The 24,666-nt window shown below is 59.5% G+C and carries 16 protein-coding genes; 9 read left to right on the top strand and 7 right to left on the bottom strand.

Features of this window, described 5'->3' with window-relative positions:
• Window positions 1-7: 7 nt before the first annotated feature.
• Window positions 8-745 carry a TetR/AcrR family transcriptional regulator gene (locus WNY37_RS14015; RefSeq protein WP_342974013.1) on the bottom strand — a complete coding sequence of 246 codons (738 nt, stop codon included), beginning with the start codon at window positions 743-745 and terminating at the stop codon, window positions 8-10.
• A gap of 430 nt (window positions 746-1,175) precedes the next feature.
• Between WNY37_RS14015 and WNY37_RS14010 the strand changes: the two genes are divergently transcribed.
• The 4 genes from WNY37_RS14010 to WNY37_RS13995 all read left to right on the top strand — a co-directional run bounded on the left by WNY37_RS14010 (window position 1,176) and on the right by WNY37_RS13995 (window position 6,030).
• A complete protein-coding gene (locus WNY37_RS14010) occupies window positions 1,176-2,081 on the top strand; it encodes a VOC family protein (RefSeq protein ID WP_342974012.1) in 906 nt (301 codons plus the stop codon).
• Between the two features lie 225 nt (window positions 2,082-2,306).
• On the top strand, window positions 2,307-3,449 hold the full coding sequence (locus WNY37_RS14005; RefSeq protein WP_342974011.1) for an acyl-CoA dehydrogenase family protein: 1,143 nt from the start codon (window positions 2,307-2,309) through the stop codon (window positions 3,447-3,449).
• 55 nt (window positions 3,450-3,504) lie between these two features.
• Window positions 3,505-4,263 (top strand): enoyl-CoA hydratase-related protein, encoded by a 759-nt coding sequence (locus tag WNY37_RS14000; protein ID WP_342974010.1) that lies wholly within the window; start codon window positions 3,505-3,507, stop codon window positions 4,261-4,263.
• 444 nt (window positions 4,264-4,707) lie between these two features.
• Window positions 4,708-6,030 carry an MFS transporter gene (locus WNY37_RS13995; RefSeq protein ID WP_342974009.1) on the top strand — a complete coding sequence of 441 codons (1,323 nt, stop codon included), beginning with the start codon at window positions 4,708-4,710 and terminating at the stop codon, window positions 6,028-6,030.
• Window positions 6,031-6,316: 286 nt separating this feature from the next.
• Here the strand turns inward: WNY37_RS13995 and WNY37_RS13990 are convergent, their stop codons facing one another.
• Window positions 6,317-7,525: a CoA transferase gene (locus WNY37_RS13990; RefSeq protein WP_342974008.1), complete on the bottom strand. Its 1,209-nt coding sequence runs from the start codon at window positions 7,523-7,525 to the stop codon at window positions 6,317-6,319.
• Window positions 7,526-7,973: 448 nt separating this feature from the next.
• Here WNY37_RS13990 and WNY37_RS13985 point away from each other — a divergent pair, with 448 nt between their 5' ends.
• Window positions 7,974-9,152, top strand: coding sequence for an acyl-CoA dehydrogenase family protein (locus WNY37_RS13985; RefSeq protein ID WP_342974007.1), 1,179 nt, complete (start codon window positions 7,974-7,976; stop codon window positions 9,150-9,152).
• Window positions 9,153-9,185: 33 nt separating this feature from the next.
• Here the strand turns inward: WNY37_RS13985 and WNY37_RS13980 are convergent, their stop codons facing one another.
• From WNY37_RS13980 to WNY37_RS13970, 3 genes are read right to left on the bottom strand one after another with little or no spacing between them, the layout of a single operon-like run.
• On the bottom strand, window positions 9,186-10,931 hold the full coding sequence (locus tag WNY37_RS13980) for a CocE/NonD family hydrolase (protein ID WP_342974006.1): 1,746 nt from the start codon (window positions 10,929-10,931) through the stop codon (window positions 9,186-9,188).
• Between the two features lie 8 nt (window positions 10,932-10,939).
• Window positions 10,940-14,056, bottom strand: a complete 3,117-nt coding sequence (locus WNY37_RS13975; protein ID WP_342974005.1) for a glycosyl hydrolase — start codon at window positions 14,054-14,056, stop codon at window positions 10,940-10,942.
• Between the two features lie 29 nt (window positions 14,057-14,085).
• Window positions 14,086-15,879 (bottom strand): long-chain-acyl-CoA synthetase, encoded by a 1,794-nt coding sequence (locus WNY37_RS13970; protein WP_342974004.1) that lies wholly within the window; start codon window positions 15,877-15,879, stop codon window positions 14,086-14,088.
• Between the two features lie 315 nt (window positions 15,880-16,194).
• Here WNY37_RS13970 and WNY37_RS13965 point away from each other — a divergent pair, with 315 nt between their 5' ends.
• From WNY37_RS13965 to WNY37_RS13955, 3 genes are all read left to right on the top strand, one after another.
• Window positions 16,195-17,592, top strand: coding sequence for a glycoside-pentoside-hexuronide (GPH):cation symporter (locus tag WNY37_RS13965; RefSeq protein WP_342974003.1), 1,398 nt, complete (start codon window positions 16,195-16,197; stop codon window positions 17,590-17,592).
• Between the two features lie 11 nt (window positions 17,593-17,603).
• On the top strand, window positions 17,604-19,700 hold the full coding sequence (locus tag WNY37_RS13960; protein ID WP_342974002.1) for a glycoside hydrolase family 3 C-terminal domain-containing protein: 2,097 nt from the start codon (window positions 17,604-17,606) through the stop codon (window positions 19,698-19,700).
• A 66-nt stretch (window positions 19,701-19,766) separates the two neighbouring features.
• On the top strand, window positions 19,767-20,429 hold the full coding sequence (locus tag WNY37_RS13955; RefSeq protein WP_342974001.1) for a TetR/AcrR family transcriptional regulator: 663 nt from the start codon (window positions 19,767-19,769) through the stop codon (window positions 20,427-20,429).
• Window positions 20,430-20,472: 43 nt separating this feature from the next.
• Here WNY37_RS13955 and WNY37_RS13950 read toward each other — a convergent pair whose 3' ends face one another.
• Window positions 20,473-20,799, bottom strand: a complete 327-nt coding sequence (locus WNY37_RS13950; RefSeq protein ID WP_342974000.1) for a hypothetical protein — start codon at window positions 20,797-20,799, stop codon at window positions 20,473-20,475.
• A 34-nt stretch (window positions 20,800-20,833) separates the two neighbouring features.
• Window positions 20,834-22,549 carry a glycoside hydrolase family 43 protein gene (locus WNY37_RS13945; protein ID WP_342973999.1) on the bottom strand — a complete coding sequence of 572 codons (1,716 nt, stop codon included), beginning with the start codon at window positions 22,547-22,549 and terminating at the stop codon, window positions 20,834-20,836.
• Window positions 22,550-22,851: 302 nt separating this feature from the next.
• Between WNY37_RS13945 and WNY37_RS13940 the strand changes: the two genes are divergently transcribed.
• Window positions 22,852-24,663: a carboxylesterase family protein gene (locus WNY37_RS13940; RefSeq protein ID WP_342973998.1), complete on the top strand. Its 1,812-nt coding sequence runs from the start codon at window positions 22,852-22,854 to the stop codon at window positions 24,661-24,663.
• Window positions 24,664-24,666 lie beyond the last annotated feature (3 nt).

Raw genomic sequence — 24,666 nt, 5'->3', positions numbered from 1 at the left:
CCTGGCGTCAGGCCGATGGAAAGGCAGCATCCAGGGCGCGTGAGCGAGCCTGGTGCTTGTTGACGCCAGACGCGCTCTTGGTGGCGGCAGACGTCTGCTTCTCAGCCACCGTGCAGGGCGCTTCGAGCAGGCCGACGCCGCAATCGATCAGGTTTTCGAGCGGGTCATAGCCTTCCCAGATCGGGTTCTTCTTGCCGGACGCGACATAGCTTTCATGAGCAGCCCGGGCTGAAATGATGTACCAGGAGAAGTAGATCAGCCTCTGCTCCATGACGGCCTGCGGCAGGTCGGGCTTGAGCTGGCGAATATAGCGCAGCAATTGCGCAAATACCGAGAAGTTTCCTTTTTCGAGGAAGTCCCGAACCATTTTCCGCCGCGTGCTGAGGAGGCTGTTGAGGAATCTGTTTGCGGTTGGCGAGGGGTCTTCCTGCTTGGAATTATCTTCAGGCCAGCGAACGAGAATCGTCACGATATCCCGAACGGATCTAGGGCCGCCCTTGCTTTGCAGCTCTGACAGGGCGTCGAGCCATCCGTCGCTACTGTCACGGAACACGTCTGCGAGCAGTTCAGTGATCAGGCCTTCCTTCGACTTGAAGTAGTAATTGAGGGACCCGCCATTCTTGGCGCCGGACGCTGCCACGATCTCACGAACCGTGACCGCCTCGACGCCGCGCTCAGCGAATAGTTTGCGGGCGCATACCTTGATCCGAACCTTGGTGTCCAAGTCGCTTAGTCCTGCAATCATCCCGTGAATCCTCGTCATTCTTCAAACAGTGCTTAACAGTAAATTGTTTCTGACACCTTATGCTGCGCCGCACAAGTTCAATCGTTTGACCTAATCTGGTTCCACTTTTTTCCTGATGTGATGCGACGTCAAGCTCGCGCGCCTATAAAGCGGTCACTGACCGGCGGGGGTTTTGCCGCGGATTGGCGCTCTATGTTGGCGTGAATGTTCGAAGATAATGAGCTTCGCGTGCTATTCGAGGCCAGGATTCTCGCAGTGATTGTCGCGCTGCCGCGCCTTCAGATTGACCTCTTTATTGCCCATCAGGAGAATTTGACCTTCACCTTTCGGTTCGTATAATTTATACAAGCGTTCTAATTGTTGTTTGGCCGTTTTGGCGGGCCGGTGCCGGTTGGCACCAGGGCAGCCGGAGACCGTGAGGAGACAGACTGTGGGTATTGAAGACATCAGGTACAGGCGTTTGGGCTATATCGCGCTGACGGTGACGGATCTGGAAAAGTCCAGACATTTCTACGAGACGCTGGTCGGCCTGAAAATGGACGAAGAGCCGGATGGCGAGCGTGCCTTTCTGAGGTGCAGCGACCGGCATCATGACCTTGTGATCTACCGCGGATCTGAACCTGCGCTCAAGCGCGTTGCCTGGCAGATGGAAAGCGACAAGGCGCTGGAAGCGGTCAGGAAGCACTTCGTCGAACTCGGCATCGAGTGCATCGCCGTTAGCCCCGAAGAGCAGCAAGACCTTGGGATCGGTGAAGCTTTCCGGATGTCCGAACCGACGACCGGCCTGACCTTCGAATTCTACAGCGATATGGCTGAAGCGCCGTCTGCGTTCGAAACAACTCACACCAAGATCGCGCGTCTCGGCCATCTCGTGCTCAGCAGTCCGGACCGCGATGCCACGGAAAAATTTCTCCTCGATGAGATGAATTTCCGCGTATCGGACCGGATTAAAGGCATGGTCACCTTCATGCGGTGTTTCCCTAATCCGTATCACCATTCTTTCGGCGTCGGCGCGGCCAAGAATGCGGGGCTCAACCACATCAATTTCATGGTCACGGAGATGGCGGACATCGGTAAGGCGAACAACCGCATGAAAAAGGCGGATGTGCCGATCGTATTTGGCATTGGCAAGCACCCGCCATCGGAATCGGTTTTCATCTATTTCCTCGATCCGGACGGGATGACGGTGGAGTACAGCTTCGGCATGGAAGAGTTTCCCGAGAATTCTCCAAGGGATGCGCGCGACCTGCCAGCTTCACTGGAGTCCATCGATTACTGGGAAGGAACACCTGACCCTCGAATGGCGAAAGTCGGGGTGGTCGAGCCGCTCAAATAAGACGCTGAGGGCGGCGACTGCATTGTCGCTTTGCGTCGCCTTTCAGTCTTCAGCTGATGCGTCGGCCAAATAGGTGTGAAACCAGGTTTCAAAGGCAGCTCTCACGCCTTCGACATATGGGTGAGCCTGCCCAGCCATCTGTATGCAAATTGCCGGTAAGGCTCCTATCAACGTCCGAACAACCATCAATCTTCCAGAAGATTGAAATGAAAGCAGATATCCAACATGCCCATCCCCATAGACCGCCTCGGTCAGACCGACACTCACGCCATTTTCCGCGACTCCGTGCGCCGGTTTTTCGCGGCTGAGCTGGACCTGGATGCGTGGGAAAAAGACCACCTCACACCGCGGAGTTTCTGGAAGGCGGCCGGTGAGGCAGGCTTGCTTTGCCCCACGGTTCCGGAAGCCTATGGCGGCCCCGGACTGGATTTTTCTTATAACTCAATCGTGACGGAAGAGCTGACCTATGCGGGGTCGACATCCAGCCTGCCGCTTCAGTCCGACATCATTGCGGATTATTTCGTCCATCTTGGGACCGAAGAGCAGAAGCAGAAGTATCTGCCCGGAATGGTCGATGGGTCGCTGATCTCTGCGATCGCCATGACCGAACCTGCCGCGGGGTCCGATCTACAGTCGATCCGCACCAAGGCGGTTCGCGACGGGAATGAGTATGTCATCAGCGGCGCGAAGACTTACATTTCGAGCGGACAGCTTTGCGATTTCGTTATCGTCGCGGCGAAGACCGACCCGGATGCTGGCGCGCGCGGCGTCAGCCTTCTGATTGTCGATGCGGATCGTGCGGGCTTTTCGCGCGGTCGCAAGCTGGACAAGATCGGGCAGCATTCAGCAGACACATCCGAGCTCTTCTTTGATGAAGTCCGCGTTCCAGCCGATGCGATGATTGGTGGGGAAGGGCGCGGGTTTGCAGCCATCATGACGTTGATGCCGCAAGAGCGCCTCTCGCAGGCGATCATGGGCCAGGCCAGCATGCAGCGTGCGATGGACGACACCATCACATTTACCCAGGATCGTCAGGCGTTCGGGCAGTCGGTGTTCGACTTCCAGAACACGCAATTCGTCCTCGCTGATATCGCCACATCGCTTCAGGTTGGCTGGTCGCATCTGGACTGGGCGATCAATCGCCATGTCGCCGGCAAGCTGACGGCCGTGGAGGCATCGGCCGCCAAGCTCTGGCACACCGAAACGCAGTGGGCGTCTCTCGACAAGTGTCTGCAGCTGCATGGCGGTGCGGGCTATATGGAGGAGTACCCCATTGCCCGCATGTGGCGCGACGCACGCGTGCAACGGATTTACGGGGGAACGTCCGAAATTCTCAAACTGGTGATCGGGAGATCGCTGAAGAGTTGAGGTGGCGCAGGCGGGGCGCGCCGATGATCTCCACATCGAAAGAGCGAGTTTGGACATGAAGACATTCGAGGCAATAGAGGTCGAGCGCGACGAAGGCTTTGCCATCGTCGCGCTTAACCGCCCCGACAGCATGAACTCGATCGTTCCGCAGGTGCTTCAGGAGTTCGAGGACTGCATGGCGGACTTTGCGGCCGACCCGTCTGTCGAGGTGGTTATCCTGACGGGAAGAGGGCGGAACTTTTGTGCCGGGCTGGATGTGGAGATGCTGAAGCAGCACGGCCCAGAAGCGATATCGGGCTTCAATCCGTCCCGGACGATCGCCGATTGGCCCGGGCCGGTCATTGCGGCCGTACAGGGGGCCGTCGCGACGGGCGGCTTCGAGATCACGGTGGCGTGCGACATCATCATCGCGGCAGAATCGGCCCGGTTTGTGGATACCCATTCGCGTGTGGGGTTGTTGCCGGGCTGGGGGCTCAGCGCGCGTCTTCATCGCGCAATCGGCATTTACCGGGCCAAGGAACTCGAGCTTACCGGACGCCCACTCCATGCGCGTGAGGCATCCGACTGGGGCCTCGTCAACAAGGTGGTGCCGGACCGCGATCTGCTTGAGTCTGCACGCGCTATGGCTCGAATGATACTGGCCGGGGCGCCACAGATGGCGGCCCCGACCAAGGCGCTTATTGATGGTAACAGCCTGCGTACCCTTGAAGGGGCGCTGGAATTTGAAAGGCAGACGGCGGAAAAGGCCAATATCGGGCTGTCGCCAGGCGAGCTGAAGTTTGGACATGTGGGCGGTAGCAAGCCGAAACATTGAGGGGCCAAAGCCGTTTGATGCGGGTCAAGAATAAAACAGATGAATTTGTTTTGTCGCTCTGGTGTCGGCGTGACGTGAGCGGAAGCTTCTGCTGTGCGAACCAGCGGTCCTCCATGATTGCAGCGGAAGCGTATTCAAGACTTTGAAAAAAAAGAAATATACCGGATTTCCTTGGTGCTCGTCCAAAGTCGTTTGTGTAGTCTGATGGTCGGTAATGGAGCCTCTGGTGTTTATAAGAGCCGCACAGCAAATTAAAACGTTTGCTTGACCGTCAATGGCGATGCCAATAGCGTTTTCAGAACAAATTGACGAGGCAAAAGGGCCGAGCCGGAAGATGAAGTCTGCCGGCTTTACCGCAGGTAACGCATGCGCGCCCTGCAGCAGCGGTCGAAGAAACAGAGGGCGTTTGAAGCGCTCCATGCCGGCAAAAGGTTGAGGAAAAAGATGACAAGCGAAACTCTGGCCGCAGGCAATCCCGTTTCCGCATTGAGGCCGTCAATGCGGCACGCCTGGTACACGGTCGGGCTGCTCACCGTTCTTTTCATCCTGTCTTTTATCGACCGTAGCATTCTGGCGCTGATGGCAGAGCCTGTCGGTCAAGCCCTTGGGCTTGCTGACCGGCAGCTTGCGCTTCTCCTCGGCCTGGGCTTTGCGCTGGTCTATTCGTTTGGCGGCCTGCCACTGGCGCAATTGGTGGATACACGCGACAGGCGGACGGTGGTCGCGGTTGGTGTCGGCGTCTGGAGCGTGGCGACCGTGCTGTCTGCCTTCGCGACTGGATTCTGGAGCCTGCTGATCCTGCGTTGCGGCGTCGCGCTTGGCGAGGCCGTGCTGACCCCGGCCGCAGTTTCGTTGATCGCTGACCTGTTCCTCAAGGAGAAGCGCAGCCTGCCCATGTCGGTTTACCTGTCAGTGGGCAGTTTCATGTCCATCGGGTCGTACATGGCAGGCGCCATGGCCTATGACTTCGCCGCCAGCTTTAGCGCGGCGACAGGTCTTGCGCACTGGCAGCTGACCTTCATGCTTGTCGGTCTTCCTGGCGTCGTGCTCGCGGTCGTGTTCCTGTTTACGGCGGCCAATCCGCCGAGGGGGGAATCTCTCAAAATCGGCCAGGACTATTCATCCTGGGGTGCCTTTTTCGGCTACATCCGCAAGCGCGCTCTATTTTTCGTTCCCTTGCTTACGGCCGCTGGCGTTTATTGTCTGTTCAGCCTGGCCGTCGTGACCTGGCTGCCGACATTCCTTGTGCGCGAAGAGGGGCTCAGCCTGTCGCAAGCGGGGTATATGCTCGGCTGGATTGGTGTGCCGACAGGTCTGATCGGCAATTTCTTCTGGCCGCAACTGGCGATGGCGATAGACCGGAGATGGAAGAACCGCGGTGCCGTAACGGTTCTGTTCATCGCGGCCTGTGTTTCCGGACCAGCCTTTGCGATGGGCATCTTTTCTGGCGGAACGGTGCTGTATGTTTGCATCGGTATCGGGATCCTCTTCGGATCGGCTTTTCCCGTCATTCCGCCGATCGCCTATCAGCAATTCGGGCCGATCCGGATGAGGGCGCGGCTGGCGGCGGTCAATCTGCTCATCATCGCCCTGCTTGGTTACGGGCTTGGTCCCCTGGTTGCGGTTGAGCTTGGCGCGTTGATTGTTGGGGGCGAGCACTCGCTTGGAGCCGGACTGGCCTGGCTTTGCTTGCTTACCACGCCGTTTTTGATTGCGCTCTCGCTTCTGGCGATCAGCCGGTCTTCACTCGGTGAAGATCAGGACTAGGGCAGGTGTCCCCGTGCACGCACTGGAAGGCGCTCAGCGTGATTGGCCTGAAACGGCTCAGCGCCGGGAAATGCCCAGTGCGTCGAGCGCGTCATGATCTTCTGCGACAACGGTTACGACCTCGCCCGCCGCATTGATTATCTCGATTGGACCCGCCCCGATTTTCACTCCCGCTACGGGAAATACAGCAGACTTTCACGCACGCGAACTTCGCCGATGGCGCTTCGGCAAACCAGCCGGCCCGTCAATATTTCGAGTTTTTTTGGCCGTCGGAAAAGGCGTCAGGTCAGCCGATGGTCCCGGCCTTTCGAGCCGCTTCGATTTGCGCCTCGGTCTTGCCGAGCGCCTTGAGAACTTCCTCCGTGTGTTCGCCGAGTTTTGGCGCGCGCATCCGGACAGAAGGCGGTGAGGTCTCGAAGTCTGCAAAGAAGCCGGAGGTGCGCATCCGGCCGAATTCCGGGTCTTCTGTGTCGATGAAGCACTCCGAATAGACGGCCTGCGGGTCTTCCATGAATTCTTCGACCGTGTTCACCGGTGCCAGGGGAATGCCATGTTCATCGGCCAGTGCGATGAGTTCGGCTTTCGTCATCCTGGAGGCTGGCTCTTCGAGCTCTTTCCAGAAGTCCGCATAGTTGAAGATACGCGCCCAGGGCGTGTTGTAGCGTTTGTCCTCTATCAAATCCTCACGCCCCAGGATCGTGCAGAGCGCCTCGAACTGGCGGTTAAGCTGTACGTGCCCCATCACGCTTCCATCTTTCACGCGTAGCGGATGATGGATCTTGATGTTGGGAATCTTCTGTATGTCCTTGGTCTGGAACATGAAATTGTTCAGCAGGTCCGGCATCAGGAAGGCGGCATAGGTCTTCATCAGGGAGGTGGAGACTTTCTGGCCAGCACCGCCGGAGCGCTCGCGATGAAGCAGCGCCGCAAGGACGGCGTTGCAGGTCATGATCGACGCGACCTTGTCTGCAATGATGTGGTGGATGGGTACGGGATTATCCGGTGAGCCCATAACAGACATTGCTCCGCTCATCGCCTGAATGACGTGGTCGTAGGCAGGCTTGTCCTTATAGGGGCCGTCTGTTCCGAAGCCTGACAGGCCTGCATAGATGAGGCCCGGATTGTCCTTGCGGAGTGTCTCGTAGCCGAGGCCGAGCCGGTCCATCGTGCCGGGACGGAAGTTTTCGAGTACCACATCGGCGCTCGCGATCAGGTCTGCCGCAATGGATCGGCCTTCATCTGATTTGAGGTCGAGGCAGATGCTCTGCTTATTACGATTAAAGAGGGAGAAATAGGCGGACATCCCGTCATATGACGGTTGGTTGGCCCGCATGGGGTCGCCGGCAGTGGTCTCGATCTTGATCACCTCTGCACCGAGATCACCCAGCAACTGGCCAGCGAATGGTCCTGACACCATGGTCGATATCTCGATGACGCGAAGGCCGGCACACGGTCCGCTTCCTGCCTGCTGGTCTGTATCGTTGCGTGTATCCATCGTCGTTCTCCCTCTATCCGCCGCGAGGGCGTTTATTTGTTGTCCGCCCAGCTCATTCGAAGAGTACGTCGCCAGGGTCAGATATAGTACATATGTTCTACATGAAGTCGGTGGTGTTATCCAGAGCTCAATTCGCTGCTGGGCTGACTTTGTCATGGCCGTACTACTGATGATTTTAGGATCAGTTTCTGTATCAATTAGTATGACTTTCGCGATCCGGCAGCTTGACTTAGGGGGAGCCGGAGAAAGATCCGTCTTTGGAATTGACTAAGAGGGGCGACTTATGCGGAAACAAGCGTATTAAATAATTTGGGAGGTCAGGGGCGAAAGGCTCACCTGCTGGAACGCTGGAGAGATCGAAATATCGTTCGTCTGCTTGGCAGCCTGCTTTCGCGTCGCGTTGAAACTCCGTGTGAGCGCGACCTGTAGAATATGAAGAGGTGTATCGTTGAACTATCCAGATGAAGCCATCGCCAAGCAGATTGGCGATCGGGTCGAAGCATTTATCCGCGACGTCGTCGCATCGTATGAGCGCGACCCTCGCCTCGAAGACCACGGCCCAAGCGAAGAGCTCGTGAAGGAAATTCGCGACAAGGCGCGCGATGCTGGCGTGATGACGCCGCATATCCTCGAGGATGGCTCGCACCTGTCTCAGCGCGGTACGGCTTACGTTCTACAAAAGACCGGACTTTCGCCGCTTGGCCCTGTGGCGTGCAACACCGGCGCGCCAGACGAGGGCAATATGTTCCTCCTCGGCAAGGTCGCTAACGAAGAGCAGCATGAGCGCTTCCTGAAGCCGCTTGTCTCCGGCGAGGCGCGGTCTGCCTTCTTCATGACGGAGCCGCCAGAATACGAAGGGGCCGGCTCGGACCCGTCCATGATGAAAACGACCTGCGTGCAGGACGGCAATCACTGGGTCATCAATGGCCGCAAGACGTTCATTACGGGGGCCCTGGGCGCGAAGGTCGGCATCATCATGGCCAAATCGGAAGAGGGCGCCTGCATGTTCCTCGTCGACCTGCCAAATGATGCCGTCCGGATCGAGCGCGTGCTCGACACGATTGATAGCTCCATGCCGGGTGGGCATTCCGAAGTGGTGATCGACAATCTTCGCGTGCCGGCAACGGACATGCTTGGCAATCCGGGCGAGGGCTTTCGATACGCGCAGATCCGGCTCGCGCCGGCGCGGCTTTCGCACTGCATGCGCTGGCTTGGCGTCGCGATACGCGCGAATGAAATCGCGACCGAGTATGCGTGCAAGCGGCAGGCCTTTAGCAAGCTGCTCGTCGATCATGAAGGCGTCGGTTTCATGCTGGCGGAGAACAAGATCGACCTTCAGCAATGCTCGCTGATGATCGACTGGTGCGCCGATGCGCTGGACCGCGGCGAGAATGGCAATGTCGAAAGCTCAATGGCAAAGGTTGCCGTCTCCGAAGCGCTGTTCAAAGTGGCCGACCGCTGTGTGCAGGTCATGGGCGGCATGGGCGTCAGCCGCGACACCATCGTCGAGCAGTTGTTCCGCGAAGTCCGCGCCTTCCGCATCTATGACGGGCCGACCGAAGTCCACAAATGGTCGCTCGCCAAGAAGATCAAGAAGGCCGAGCTGGCTCGGCTGGCTGGATCCTAGCTTGCAGACTGTCTTGCGCGCGCCGCCCGGCAGTCACTCCTTTATTATCGGCAGCTTGACCGATCCGCCAGAGAGCGTCTGGCGGGCGGTGGCGGGAGAGGCGATTTCGCTCCAGACGCCGGCCTTGTTCGGATGCGCCGGGAAGGCGGGGAAGTTTGACGAGGAAACGTCCAGCCGCAACCGTGAGCCCGGCGCGAGTGTCCAGTCAATCGGGACAAGGTCGAAGACAAGAGCGGCGTCGTCAGGCGTTGAAGCGGGGCGGTAGGTCTGTATGTCATCGCGAATGTTGAGCACGCGGCCATCCTCGAAGACTTCCGAGATTTTCACTGTGAACGCGGTTTCAGGCGCATCGGTCTGAACGTCGAGCGAAACCTCGATGCTGCCGGCGATGTGAAGCCCGGCGTCGAAGGGCTCGCTCACGAAGGAAAGGATGTCATCGCGTTCGCAGGCCGTGCGGCCCTGGTCGGCGATGGCGGGTGGGGCGATGTTCGGATTGAGCAGGAAGGCCCCGCCTTTGGTCTCAACCGGGGTCGCCGGGTCGTAGGTGTACTGCGCTGCGGCCTCGGGCGATGAGGGGGCGGTTTCAGCGAGACTTCCCCTGCACGTCGCGGATTGGTCGAGCCGCGTCAGGTGGAATTGAAGCGACTGGCGGTCGGCGGGGGGCCAGGAGTCGGCGGTCTGCCACCGGTCAGCGCCGTTTTCATAATAGATGACGGGATGCTGCAGCGTTTCGGGGAGCGGCTCGCCCTTCAGATGGTGATCTAGCCAGGCGAGGTTCGTCTCGAACTCCTGAAAGCGTTTGTCGGTATAGTTCAGCTCATTGGTCAGGCCGCCATGCTGTCCCGGCTGTATGAGGAGCAGGCTATCGGCACGGCTTGGCAGGTCGTCCACCCTGTTCAGCGTGCCTTCCAGGAAGAAGTCATGCCAGCGGGCGATCCAGAGCACAGGCACTTGGACGGAGAGATAGGACTGGTCAATCTGGCGGTAGAAATCCTGCTGCCAGTAGGCGTCGTCTCGGTCAGGGTGAGCGATATAGTCCGAATAGGAGGGCCATGCGCCCATGAAGAGGTCTTTTGGGGCGTCGCTTGCCGGGTGCACGGGGATGACGGTTTCCAGCCACTGTTTGGTGGCGGCTTCCTTGTCCTGAAGCGGGTGGAAGATTTCCGCAGACCAGAGCCCGGCAATGCCCTGCGTGAAATGGCCGCCGCGATAGACCATGTCATAAAAGCCGCCATGCGAGGTGGTCGGCACTATGGTCTTCACCTCCGGAGGCAGGCGGTCGGCAACAGCCCACTGGACGAGCCCGAGATAGGATCCGCCGACGAGCGCGATGTTGCCGTTCTGGAAGTGCTGCCCTGTCAGCCATTCGAGCGTGTCGGCGCCGTCATCAGCTTCATGTTTCAGCGGGTACCACTCGCCTTCGGATTCGCCCTGTCCGCGCACATCCTGATGGACGCAGGCATAGCCGTATCGGACGTAGTAGTGACAGGTGAGGTATTTCTGGAACTGGTAGGCGTCCCGCACGAGGAGCGTCGGCCATGGGCCATCGCCGTCAGGCGTGTAGATATCCGTCGACAGTTTCGTCCCGTCGCGCATGGTGACCCATTCGGTTTCGACAGAGAAATCCGTATTTCGAAAGGCCGGGCGCGGGCCGATCAGCTCCTTTGTGAAATGGTCGACTGCTATGCGGCCCAGCGTCTGCCGGAAGGCGAAGCCCATGACGGCAAGAAGGACGACAAGCGCCAGCAAGCCGACAAGAATTTTTTGCCAGAGTTTCATGTCTCGTCTTACTCGCTGTCAGTTGGAAGAGACGGCGTTTGAGCCGGGGCGAGCAGGTCGAGCTGGACAGGGCCGAAGAGCCCGATTGGCGCGAGCTCCTCCTGTTGTGGCAGGACCTGCTCAAGGAGCGGATCGCCCGCCAGCGCCTTGCCGACGAGTTCATTACGCCTTGGCGGCTTGATGGTGAGCATCAGCGTGTTGCGCCCCGGCTGCAGGGCGTCGACGAGATTGATCGTCATGGGTACAAGACCGGCCGGCGGAAATTCCTCGCCGTTCACACGGACCTGGACCACGCCCTCGACACGGCCAAGCGATAGCTGCGCGGGGCAAGGGCAGGGCTCGTCCGTTTCCAGGTTTAACGCTGTCGAGTAGACGAGCGGCTGGTCAGCATGCCTGAACCCGTCGACGGTTCGAAGGTCCGGCAGCGAGGTCTGATCGTCCAGCGTGAGTTCGCCCGATCTGATCGTCCATGGCCCGTTGATCTTTATGGAATTGGTGATCGCGTCTGGCGCAGCGCCGATGCTGGAGATCGCTTCATCCGACAAGATCAGGAAGCGGGACTGAAGGCCATCGAGGTCAACCTCAAACGCGCCTGCCTCAATCGGGGCCGCATCCCATGCAATGCCTGCGGTTGCGTCGAACCAGTAGGCATGGGCATGCTGGCGCGACGGCACGGCAAGGGCGGTGTGCCGGTCGCGCGACTGGTTGACGAGGAAGTGAATTTCTGTCCCGGCGGTGAGATACCGGGCGTAGTGCCGGATGGTCTCGTTCCGCTTGAGGCGCAGCGCCGGAGCCAGCCAGTCGATGAGCGCTTCGGGCGTGGCTGGCCCGCCATTTGAGGCAAGCTCGGCGGCTGTTCTGGCAATCCAGGCGTCGTTCGCCTCAAAGTCCAGGAAGCCGGGCTGGCGCCTCGGCGGGGCACCCCAGATGGTCACCCGGTCTGCCATGTCTTCTGTCTCGATCAGGGCTTCGAGGGTCGCGCGTTCGATCCAGGGAGCGTCCGCAATCAGGATGCGCGCACTTTCGTCTGTGGCCGGATCAAAACGGGCGATGCCGTCATCATTGATCCAGGACCAGGTCACGCCGGCTTCGTTCAGCCGTTCTGTGAGCGGACGGATCTGTTCCAGCCAGCGCAGGCGCGGGTCGATCTGGTCTTCTGGCGCGTGCTCGGGCAGCTTGCTGAAGGGGATGGAAATCGGCTCATCGCGCTGCGCCTGGGTTTCGCCGGGTAGCGCCCCCATAAACAGGAACTCTTCGGAGAAAACCTCAGAATCCTCGATCTGATGCGGGAAGCCGAGGAACGGGTAGTAGATGAAGAGATCGGAGCGCTGGTGGCCTGCTTTCAGGAGTGACTGGGCGCGCGTGAGATAGGCGTTGAGGTCCGGCAGCACGTCCCAGACCGGAGAGGCGGGTCCGTAATTGCCCGAGAAATTGCTGTCATTCTCCGGCCCGGAAAATGGGTACCAGCCGAGATCACCGAATTCTTCGCTGTAGGCGTCATCCTGCGGCACGTAAGGGATGCCGTGATAGATGATCTGGTTCACGCCGCTCAGGAAAAGCTTGTCGGCTGCTGCCTTGATCTGCTCCGGAGACACGGCATAGGCGAGCTTGTACCAAACGAAGGACTCGGCGGAGACGACCGGCCGGTCATAGATTTCCGCGCCAGATGTCGCGAGCTTGAGGGCGTACTCCGACCCACCAGCGAAGAGCTGTTCGGTCTCAGGCATTGTGTTCTGGCCCATCGCGGCGAGCACATCGAAGTCCGAGCCATAGGTTTGTGCCTTGGAGGCGAGGCCGCGCGCTTCTGCCCAGTCCGCGCTCTCGCTTGCGAAGCGCTCGATGATCAGGTCAGACACGGTTTTCTGATAGTCGTGGCGGATTCGCTCGTCGGTTTCGTCCAGGCTGAAGGAGGGGGCCGGTTGCTGGCGTCCGACTTCGGTGAGGAAGAAATTGTCGCGTGCGGGGATGAAGATCGCCGGGAGGTGCGGTGTGAGGTCGTAGCCGCGTCGCTTTTTGAATTCTTCAAGGATGTCGACCGAACCGAGTCGGTCCAGCTTGAACTCGAGGCTGTCATTGAAGACGCCCATGAACGGGGCGCCATAGAATTCTTCCAGCCCGGTGCGGGGGCCATAGGCATAGCCATAATGACCGGCGACGATGTCCGCATCGAGGTGGTCGATGACGTAGCCGCTGCGCTCTGACGCGATCAGGGTGGGCGCTTCGCCAGCAGGCTGGGCGTAAATTGCCATGATCGCCCAATCGCCATCAGGGGCCTCCCAGTTGAGCCGGCCGTCTTCGACGAAGCTTGAGAGATCAACGACAGAGTCAGGGTCGAGCTGCACGGTATTCGTGACATCCAGCGGGTTGGACGCGTGCTTTCCGGCGACCGGTGTGGCAGCCAGAACGGCCAGAACCTGTCTTTCATCCGGGACGAAATTGGAGAGGTCCGCGCCGAAGAAGATCTCGCCGACAGCCATCGCAATATCGTTGTAGCTCGGCTCTGGCGCGGGCAGGTCAATGTCGATCATACGGCCGCCTTTGACGCGTTTTTCGGCGTAGCGGATTTCCTTCATGCCTTCGGTCACCGGGACCTCCGGGCCGCCGGCCGGCCAGCCGCTGAGATGGTTCAGGTAGACCTGCATGTCCAAGCTCCTGGCGCAGGACATGACGCGGCCCAGCGTGGCGTAATAGTCCTCGCTGTCGAAGCTGTTGATACGCGCCTGCCAGGCCTCGTCCTCGATGATGGCGAGGCCAGCATTGAAGGGCTGGATTTCCACGCCGCCAAACCCGGCATCGTGCAAGTCTTCCAGCTGCGCGCAGGCCGTCTCCGCATCGACGTCACCGCCCGGCCACCACCAGCGCGTCCACGGCCGGGCCTGCGTGTTGAGCAGGGCCTCGTCGGCGAAGGAGGAAATTGATTGAGGATTGTAGAGCTGCGGCGGTGCCTGCGGCTCAAAGTCGTCGTCCAGGTATGCCGTCAGCGAGGAAGGGGCGGGGTCTGCCACCGGCGGCGTCATTGCCGACTTGATACGCTGCTGAGCAAGGAAATATCCGGCCACAGCGGCGCAGACAGCCAGTCCGAGAAGAATGGCAAGGCCGATACCGGTCCATTTCAGGATGCGCATGATTTATTCCTCCTCGCCGGTCTGAGGCATCAAAGCCTGACCGTTCCCGCCTCGATCTGCTCGATGTCGGCACTTGTTATGGGTCTGTAGGTTTTGGCTGAGGGATCGATGATCCACACATCCTGCTGGCCCGGCGATGGCAAATAGGCCTGGCGCACGAGATCGACCTTGCGGAATTTCATCGTTCCGGTGACTTCAAGATCGGGAAGCACGCGCAGGAAGACCGGTCTGGCATAGGCTGGCAAGGCCTGCATGACGTGCCGGTAGAGACCATCCATGTCCGGGGCACCGGACACGGAGATTGCGGCCATTCCTGCCCGGCCCTCGGCGTGCGGAACTTCCACACCGTACACGTTGGGCATGTTGACGAAGTCGCACTTCGCCAGAACTTCCTCGACCTCGCTGGTCGATACGTTTTCAGATTTCCAGCGAAATGTATCGCCGAGCCGGTCGACGAAATAGAAGTAGCCATCCTCGTCCTGCGTCAGCAGGTCGCCCGACCGGAACCAGGCATCCCCATGTTCGAAGACGTTCCTCAGGACCTTCTTCTCGGTCGCGGCCTTCTCGTTATATCCATCAAAGCGCCAGCGGGAATCGGTCTCCTGGATCTTTCCGATGGCTTCGCCCGGTATCCCAGCGGGCACCTGATGGCAAAGCCCCTCGACGGTGCGCCGAACCTCGCCCGTCGTCGCCTCGACATCGATCAGCCGGACGGGCATGCGGTCCTTGATGATGGGCGGAATCCTGCCGACGGCGCCCGGGCGCGAATCGAGGTTGATCAGTGAGATATTGCCCTCGGTCGACCCATAGAATTCGATGAATTTCTCAAGGCCTGTGCGCGCTGTGAATTTCGTCCAGATATCGCGCCGCATACCATTGCCGAAGGCGCATCGCAGCTGGTGACCGCGTTCCAGGTCAGACGGCGGGTTCTTCATGAGATACCGGCCAAGTTCGCCGACATAGACGAACATCGTCGCCTTGTAGTCGTGCACATCCTGCCAGAACTGGCTGGCGGAGAACTTGCGGCGCAGGACGACAGCCGCCCCGCTCAGAAGGGCGGTGCCCACGCCGCAAAGCCCCGTCGTGCCGTGATAGAGGGGGAGCGTTTCATAGATCCGGTCGCCGGGACCAGCGCCGGTCGCATCGATGAAGCCCGACATCATGGTGAGGCAGCGGGCGTGGCTCATCCTTGCCGCCTTTGGCAGGCCTGTCGTGCCGGAGGTGTAGATGAGGAGCGCGATATCCTTGCCCGTCAGTCCCTCGCGCCCGGACCGCGCTGGACGATCGTTTGGCAGCGCTGCGAGAGCCTCCTCGGAAAGGGCGCCGCGACCAAGGATGCTGTGCGTCACCGCACCGTCCAGCTCTGACTGGATGTCGCTGACGGCGCTGCTCAGCTCTTCGCCACTGATGATGGCCTTCGAATCAGCGGTTTTGAGGCAATGAAGAAGGCCGTCGCCTTTCAGATTGTTGTTGATCAGGGCCACGGTGATGCCGAGCTTTGACAGGCCGAACCAGATGGCAATGACGTCCGGATGGTTGTCCAGAAACAGGGAGACCGTATCGCCTCTCTTCAGGCCTGACGCCGACGCCCATGCGGCAAAGCGGTTCGCGCGGGTTTCAAGCTCGGCATAGGTGAGTGTCTGACCCTCAAAGAAGAAGGCGGGTTCTCGGGCATGTCTGTCGAAGCTCGCTTCCAATATGTCGGGAACGAGGATGTTGGCGTCCGGGCCGAAGGCCTTCGTCCGCTGGTCAATTTTCCGCAGGCCTGAAAGGTAGATGAAATCACTTTTCAGCCTTTTCCAGAAGCCAAGTTTGCCCGTCATCAGCGTTGCTCCCAGTCGCATAGCGGCCGAGGTGCATTTTTCTGAACCCGGCGCTTGTGCGCAGCAAGGCGCTGCTGGTCCGGTCTGCAAGTCTCAGAAAATACTGGCAATTTCGGGCCTCCTCATAGTATGGAATTTAATTCCAATTGGCATCTTTTTTAAGTGTCTAAAGCGGGAAATGCGGGTTTGTCCAGCGTATTGGGGTTGATTTAAATTCCAATTGGAAACATTTTGCGCCGCAACCAAGCGGGCGCTGCAGGTCGGCGCTGATACGAAACCGGGGAGGCGTAATATGGCGGCATTGGGTGGCCTGCGATGAGCATGCTCGACCAGCATGGATATGCGGCCCGGTCGGCGCCCCAGCTCGGTTTCGGCAGGCGGCTCGGCTTTGGCGTCGGTGATTTCGGGATCAATGTCTTCTGGAACATGACGAATTTGTTCGCCATGTTCTATTACACCGACGTCGTCGGCATATCGAACACGACGGCTGGTCTGATCATCTTCGGCGCCATGCTTTGGGACACGGTCACCGATCCGGTGATCGGTGTCGTCGCTGAGCGGACGAGAACCCCTGTCGGGCGTTTCCGTCCTTACCTCTTCATCGCGGCAATCCCGCTCGGCATATCCTTTGCGCTCATGTTCAGCGTTCCGATGGCTGCGACGGGGGCTGCGGCGACCTTCGCCTTCGCCACTCAACTGATCTTCCGGACATTCTACACGCTGGTGGGCGTGCCCTACAGCTCGCTCTCGGCGCGGATGACACAGGACTCTGACGAGCGGGGCGCGCTCGCCGTCCATCGTATGATGTTTGCGACCATTGCCGGCATCGTGATTGCGGCCTTCACACGCGATGGTGCCGCCCTTCTGGGGAGCGGCGACCTGCATGCCGGATTCCGGAGCGTCTCTGTCCTCTATGCCTTCATCGGTGTCGCTGCCATTCTCGTCTGCGCCTTCTGCACCCGTGAGCCCTCGCCGGACGAGGCAGGTGGCGAGCTCGGGCCGGGCCCGAGCATTCGCGATATTCTACGCATGCTGAAGCATAATTCGGCCTTCTGGACCGCCTTCGCCATCATCCTGGTTGGAATGTGCGGCGCGACGATCTCCAGCAAGGCGGTGCTCTACTATCTGAAATACAATCTGGACGCAGAAGAACTCACGGGCGTGACCCTGCTGTCGGTCGCCGTGACGATCATGCTGGCGGTGCCGTTCTGGGGCGCACTTTCAAAGCGAATTGGCAAACGCCAGGTCTGGGCTTGCGGCTGCGCGATCGCTGCCATCGCCACTTTGTCTATCTGGTTCAATCCGTTCGAGTCGCCCGTTTCGGTGATCCTCATCCTGACGTTTGGCGCCATTGGCTCCTCGGCGAACTATTTCAGCACCTGGTCGACCCTTCCGGACACGGTCGAGTACGGCGAGTGGAAGACGGGTATCAGGTCAGAATCCACGATCTTCGGCGCCGTCGCCTTCGCGCAGAAACTGGCGCTCGGTTTTGCGACCCTGATTGCCGGCCTGCTGCTCGATGGCTTCGGCTATGTCGCTAATACCGAGCAGACGCCGCTCGCCCTGACCGGCCTCAAGGTCATGATTTCGATCATCCCGTTCTGCACCGCCATCATCTGTCTGGCCCTGGTGCTCACCTACCGCCTCGATCAGCAGTTCCACGCAAGGATTGTCCGTGAAATCGCCCGGCGCCGAGAAACAGACCCCAGTTGAAAGTAAGCAAGATGCGTAACCAACATTCCGACTTTAACGCCGCCCTGGATGACCAGCTTGAGAAGGAGCTGGACGACATTATCGGTCAGCTGACGCTGGAGGAAAAAGTCTGGATGATGTCCGGACACGACTTCTTCAAATACTTCTTCGGTGAAGACAATCGCCAGTTCGGACAGCGCACCTATCAGGCTGGAAGTGGCTGCGAGAGGCTCGGAATCGACCCCCTCCTGTTCAGCGATGGCCCGCGTGGCGTGAGAAGCAAGCGCCCGACCAGCACGTTTCCGGTCAGCATGGCGCGCGGTGCGACATGGGACACCGATCTGGAACGCCGCATTGGCGATGTGATGGGCATCGAGGCGAGGGCCATCGGCGTGACGCTTTCCGGCGCAATCTGCATCAACCTGCTGCGCCACCCGGGCTGGGGACGCGCCCAGGAGACGTATGGTGAGGACCCATACCTGCTCGGCGAAATGGGCGCCGCGCTCTGCGAAGGCATACAGGCGCATAATGTGATCGCCACAGTCAAACACTATGCCCTCAACAGTATCGAGAACTCCCGTTTCCGCGTGAACGTCAAAGCCAGCGAACGCGTGATGCGTGAGGTTTATCTGCCGCACTTCAAGCGCGTCCTGGACGCCGGATGCGCGTCGGTGATGAGTGCCTATAACAAGGTAAATGGCGACTATTGCGGTCATAGTCGGCGCCTGTTGAGGGATATCCTGAAGGATGAGTGGGGCTTCAAGGGCTTCGTCCATTCCGACTGGGTGAAAGGGGCCTATGGCGCGGACGCCGCCGAGGCTGGACTGGATGTTGAAAACCCCGAGCCGATTTTCTTCGGCAAGAACCTCGTCACCGCCGTCAATGACGGTGAGGTGTCCCGCTGGGCGATCGACGATGCGGTCCGCCGTATCCTGCGGACCCAGTTTGCGTTCAGCCGGGCGGAAGATGGTCGCGCCTATGACGAGGAAGACATTGCCCGCGAAACGCACCGGCAGCTTGCGCAGGAAGTCGCCGAGAAGAGCTTCGTTCTCCTGAAGAATGACAGCCTGCTTCCACTCGATGCGTCCAAACCGATGACAATCGCCTGTTTCGGACCGCTCATGGACAAGGAGAATCTGGGCGATCACGGCTCCAGCAGGACTGTGCCGCCTTATGTCGTTACGCTGCTTGAGGGTCTGAAGGCACGCGCGAGCGACCCCATCGAGATCATTCACGATGACGGCACCGACCCCGAGCGTGCAACGGCGCTGGCGGCCAAGGCGGATGTCTGCATCGTCGCGGCCGGCTTTACCTGGGAAGACGAAGGCGAGTTCATTCCCGGCAATGAGGCAATGGAAGGCCTCGATAGCGAAAAGAAGATGGACTCGCGCGGCGGCGACCGGGATCAGCTTCGTCTGCTCGATCGCGACGAAGACCTGATTGACCGGGTCTGCTCGGCTAATTCCAACACGCTGGTGGCGATCATGGCGGGAAGCGCCGTGACCATGGAAAGCTGGAAGCACAAGCCTGCCGCCATCATGATGGTCTGGTATCCCGGCATGGAAGGGGGCACGGCGTTCGCGCGCGTCGTATTCGGGGATGTATCACCGAGCGGCAAACTCCCGTTCACGATCCCGCAGGATGAGCGCGACCTGCCATTCTTCGACCCGAATGCCGACGAGATCGAATACGGTCTCTATCATGGCTACACATTGCTGGCGAAGTCGCAAAAGAAGGCGGCTTTTCCCTTCGGGTATGGCCTCAGCTATTCAAGCTTCGACTATGGCCCGGCGAGAAAAGTAACAGCCGGGGGCAAGACCCAGTTCGAGGCCGACGTGACTAATACCGGTGCGTGTCAGGCTGAGGAAGTGGTCCAGTTCTATGTCGGCTTCCCTGAAAGCCAGATTGACCGGCCAGCCTTCCTGCTGAAAGGTTTCAGACGGGTGTCCCTCGCGCCCGGAGAGACGGCTGTTGTGCGTTTTCAGATAGACCGGCGCGACCTTGCCTATTTCGATGAAACGACCGGGGACTGGGCGATAGAAGCGATTGACTATGCGGCCCACATTGGCCCGGACAGTGTCCAGGCGCTGGGGCAGGGTGTCGCTTTCGCGGCAGACGAGATTGTCTAGCGCGCCGGCTCGTTATACCTGCTGTAGAAGGAAGCTATATCATTGATGGAGCCATGAGCGACCACAATGATTAAACACAAGGATCAGATGGCAAACTCCAATACATCGCCAACGCCGCGGCCGAGAAAGCCGGTTCAGGCCCGGGCTGCTGAAACGCGCTCGAGGATTCTCGACGTGGCCTATGAGGTCTTCGCCGAGAAGGGTTATGATACGGCCAATACGCGCGACATCGCGGCTGCGGCGGGGGTGACCCATACGACGATCCGCTATCATTTCGGGTCGAAGGATGAGCTCTGGCGCGAGACGGTTCGCCAGATGTTCAAGCGCGCCGAACAGGAGCTGAGTTTCCAGCCGGATGAGCTGAACCTGCCGGCCAGGGAGCGGCTGAAGCTGTTTCTGCGCAAATACATCTATTATTGCGCCCGCAATACCAACCACGCGCGGATCATGATTGCCGAATCTGTGCGGGGCGGGGAGCGGCTGGACTGGATGGCGGAGAATTTCATCCGCCCCAGCCATGAGACCATCAACAAGGTTTCGAGCGAACTTCCGTCCGGACGCCTGTCCGGGGTCTCGCCGGTTTCCCTTCTCTATATCGTCGTGGCCATGTGCCAGCTTCCCTTCGTCCTCTCGAAGGAAGTGAAGTCGCTGTACGACGTCGAGATGACGTCGCAGGACGCCATTGAGTCCCACATCCAGACCGTCACAGCCCTGCTTTTCGCCGAATAATTCAGCTTTCAGGCTAGGCGCGCTCCGGCCTCGCCATGCTCCGTTATTCGTCGGAATTGATAGCCTTGAACGCTTCCTCCGCCTCGGCGATTCGAGCGTCGGTGATTCCACCCTCGGAATATGGCTGAAGCTGACGGAGGCTCATGGCTTTGAACTGATCGAAGGCCGCATGGTCCGTCAGCGTCGGAAAGATGCGATCGAGTACCGCTTTTGCCTGCGGATCCGATACGATTGCCACAATCGGAGAGTTGGCAGAAAAATGCTCTTGTGTTGCTTCCACGGCGCTTTTGTCAGTGGTTCCTGTGTCGGCCATGGATGGCATGCTCGCAAAGACGAGAGCGCCGAGAATGAGACTAAGTCGTGAATGCATGATGTTGCTCCTCTAAATGTTGGAATTGGTCTGATCAGCGCGGGTCAGCCTCGGCATAGAGGCCGAAGGTTGCGCCAACAAAGCCGCCTGCGACGCGGGTTGAGAGCATCTTGCCGTCGAGGCCGGTTTCGAGCTCTGTCCACTCAGGGCTGCCAGGCGCGCGGAAGGCAAAATCGTATTTGTCCTTGCGCGCTGTGATCTTCAGTTCGGCCGTTTTGCCTGAGAAGGGCGCCGTGGCGATGATCTCTCCTTTGGCGGGCGTACTGGCGCCCTCGCGTTTGCGCAGGACGATTTCCGGCGTTCCGTCGTCAGAGAGCGTCCGGCCGAGCGCGTAGAAATAGTCGTCGCTCTGGAGGATGGCGAGGCCGGCCTCGTCACCGGGAGTTTCGGGGTTGAACGTGACCTGCGTGGTGGCGACAGCGTTCTGATGCTGCTGGCGGCGGCCGAGATAAGAGGGCTGGGTGCCGGAGCCAAGCTCGACAGGGCGCGCTTCAAGCTTGAGGGCGCCATCTTCAAGCGCCCACCATTCGGATGTGGGCACACGCAGCGTCACCCAGTGGAAGGGCAGCTCATCTCCGTCAAAATCTTCCCGGAGTGTGAAATTGCCGGACATGGGATAGTGTTCGCCAATGGAGCCGAGGGGCGCAGGGCGTGTGTCCATCCGGTAGCGTACCTCTTCCTCGCCTTCGAGAATGACCGGCCAGCCATCCTTCCACTCAACCGGAAGCAGGAAGGTCTCGCGGCCTGTATTGTAGAAGTCGCCTTCATAGGGTCGCACGCCCAGGAAAGTCGCCCACCAGTCGCCATTGGCATCCTGGACAAGGTCAGCATGGCCAACAGACGTGATCGGGTTGGGTCGGTCTTCTGGCAGGTGGCGCTGGGTGAGGATGGGATTGTTTTCGTAAGGCTCGTACGGCCCGGTCAGCTCTTTGGAGCGGAGCACGACCTGCGAATGGCCGACGGCGGTGCCGCCTTCGGCGGCGCTCAGATAATACCAGTCGCCGACATGATAGATGTGCGGGCCTTCGATCCAGATTGGCTTGTCTTCGGGACGCACGCCACCGTCGATCAGGACGATGGGTTCGGAGATGGACTGGAAGGTTTCCGGGTCGACCTGCCTGAACCAGATGGCACGGTGGCCGTCATAAGTGGAGCCGCCGGGCGGTGCATCATTGTTCATGATCCAGACCGACCCGTCCTCCTCAAAGAAGAGCGATGGGTCGATGCCGCCGACGTCTGGCAGCCAGATCGGGTCTGACCATGGGCCGGCAGGGTCAGTGGCGGTGACGACGAAGTTCCCGCCGCAGAGGACGCAAGTCGTGACGACGTAGAATGTGCCGTCATGAAACTTGATGGTCGGCGCGAAGACGCCGAGCGAAAGGCCAAGCCTATCGAAGTCGAGCATGCCCGGCCGATCGATGACGTTGCCGATCTGCTCCCAGTGAATGAGGTCCTTGCTGTGAAAGACGGGGATTCCGGGGAAGTAGGAAAAAGTTGAATTGACGAGGTAGTAACCGTCCGGACCACGGGCGACGCTTGGGTCGGGGTAGAAACCGGCGATTACCGGATTGAGATAGCCCCCGGCCGGCGGACCGCCGCTAAAGGCTGGATCATCACCGGTATATTCGAACCAGTCGAATGACGCGGTGAGCGGTGTGGGCTGATCGGTCATTTTATCTTCAGACGACGCAGACAGGCAGGCTGCAAGCGCAAGCGGAGCGATAGCCGCGATGATCACTTTCGGGTCCATTCAACACTTCCCTCCCTGAGAAGACCGGCACTTTTATCTTGCCTCGGCGAACAAATAAATTCCGTTTGGAATGTTTTCTTGTCTAGAATGCAGAATAGGGGCTTGTCCAGCCCTATGAGTCTCATCCTGAACCCCGTTTGCGGTGCCATTTTACCGGGAACGGAAATTTCGTCTTGCCAAAAATAATTCCATGTGGAATTTAATTCCAATCGGAATGTAAAAGCATGCGCCGATAGTGTGCGGATTCCGGTGGGAGAGAAGCAGCGTTCGCCTCAGGGGCGGCCGGGAAGGGATCAGCACGCATGGCTAGCAATTTGAAATGGATGGTTCTGACAGGACTATTCCTGGGCGCAGCGGCCTGTTCGTCAGGTCGCCCTGACTATGCAATTCCGGACCTCTCCGACGAGACACGGCTGTCGATCGCTCAAGGCAGTCTCATCGGGACGAAGAATGAAGAGACGGGCGCGCGCGCCTGGTATGGCATTCCCTTTGCGGCGCCTCCTGTCGACGATCTCAGATGGAGAGCCCCCCGCGCGCCGTCTGTCTGGGACGGCATCCTTGAGGCCAATAACAAGTACGCAGCGTGTCTCCAGTATAATGAACGTCCCATTCTTCCCGGAAAAAAGGGTGACCTCGTCGGGCGTGAGGACTGTCTGTATCTCACGGTCTGGGCGCCCGGTGAGGCGACTGACGAGCCGCTTCCTGTCATGGTCTGGGTCCATGGCGGCGGGAACACGACCGGCTATGCCGGCTTCGACGATTTTGGCCGTCTTGCCGAGCAGAACGATGTCATCGTCGTTGCGCTGAACTACCGGCTCGGGCCGATGGGCTGGTTTGCGCATGAGGCGATCCGCGAGTCCGCGCTTGAACCGCTCGACGCGTCCATGAACTTTGCGCTTCTGGACATCCTCCGTGGGCTGGACTGGGTCGGCGAGAATGTTGAGGCCTTCGGAGGCGACCCTGAACGCATCACGCTGTTTGGTGAATCTGCCGGCGGCTTCAATACGACCGCGCTGATGATGTCGCCTCTGGCAGAGGGGAAATTCCACCGCGCGATTGTGCAGAGTGCAGGGTTCAACGTCTTTTCGATGCAAGAGGCGGAAACTGGCCCGAAGGACCCCGGTCACAGGCGCGGCACGTCATCGGCAGAAGCGATCGAACAGCTGAAGACGACCGGTGCCCTGCCAGCCGATATCTCACCCTCAGACCCTGATTTTGCGGAACGCCTCAGAGCGCTCCCGGCGGAAACGATTTTCGAGGCTTACCGCGCGGTACATAAGGCCAATGCGTTGGGTGGCGAGATCGGCCAGATCGACAACACAGCGGACGGCGTTCTTATCCCGGAGCCGTTCGCCCAGCCTGGCAATGCAGAGCGCTTTCTTGCGACCGATGTACCTCTCATCATCGGCACGAACCGGGACGAAGCGCTCGTCGCCGGCCTGGGGAACGAGCTGTTTACAGCCAAGTCCTTCGGTCTGATTCCAAAGCCGAGGGACAAGGATGCTTATGCCGCCCATGGTGCCTATCCGAGCATGCTCTGGCAGGTGCTGGGGGTGCAGGAACCCGCAAAGGCCCGGTCTGCAGCACTGGACTCGCCGGTCTTCACCTATCGCTTCGACTGGGATGAGGAAGGCAGTTACTACTTTACCGACATTTCCACTCTCGTGGGCGCTGTCCACGGCCTGGAGGTCAGCTTTCTGAGCGGGGAATTCGCGGTTCCCGACGCCGACGAAAAGATGTTCTTCAAGGAAGAGACCAAGGCTTCGCGAACCCGTCTCTCGAGCCAGATGATGTCCTACTGGGCTGAATTTGCGCGCACCGGTCATCCTGGAGGCGGCACGCAGCAGGACCTGCCGGCGTGGCAGGCCTATGGTGACGACACGTCTGCCGGCGAAAGCCTCATCTTCGACACGCCTGCCGATGGCGGGCTGCGACGGATGCGTCTCGAAGACGATGTCGAAAACCTTCTCGATGATTTCCGCACCGACGAGCGCCTCTCAAGCGATGAGCAGCGCTGCGCGACGGCCGACCTGATGGTCGAAATCGCAAAGAGCCAAGGGGTCGCGCTCGACCCGTTTGAAACCACGAAAAACACATTCTGCAAAAAACCATAGGGA

It is taken from the genome of Henriciella sp. AS95, from assembly GCF_038900055.1.
Lineage (GTDB): Bacteria > Pseudomonadota > Alphaproteobacteria > Caulobacterales > Hyphomonadaceae > Henriciella.
This window is presented reverse-complemented; position numbering and strand designations above follow the sequence as displayed.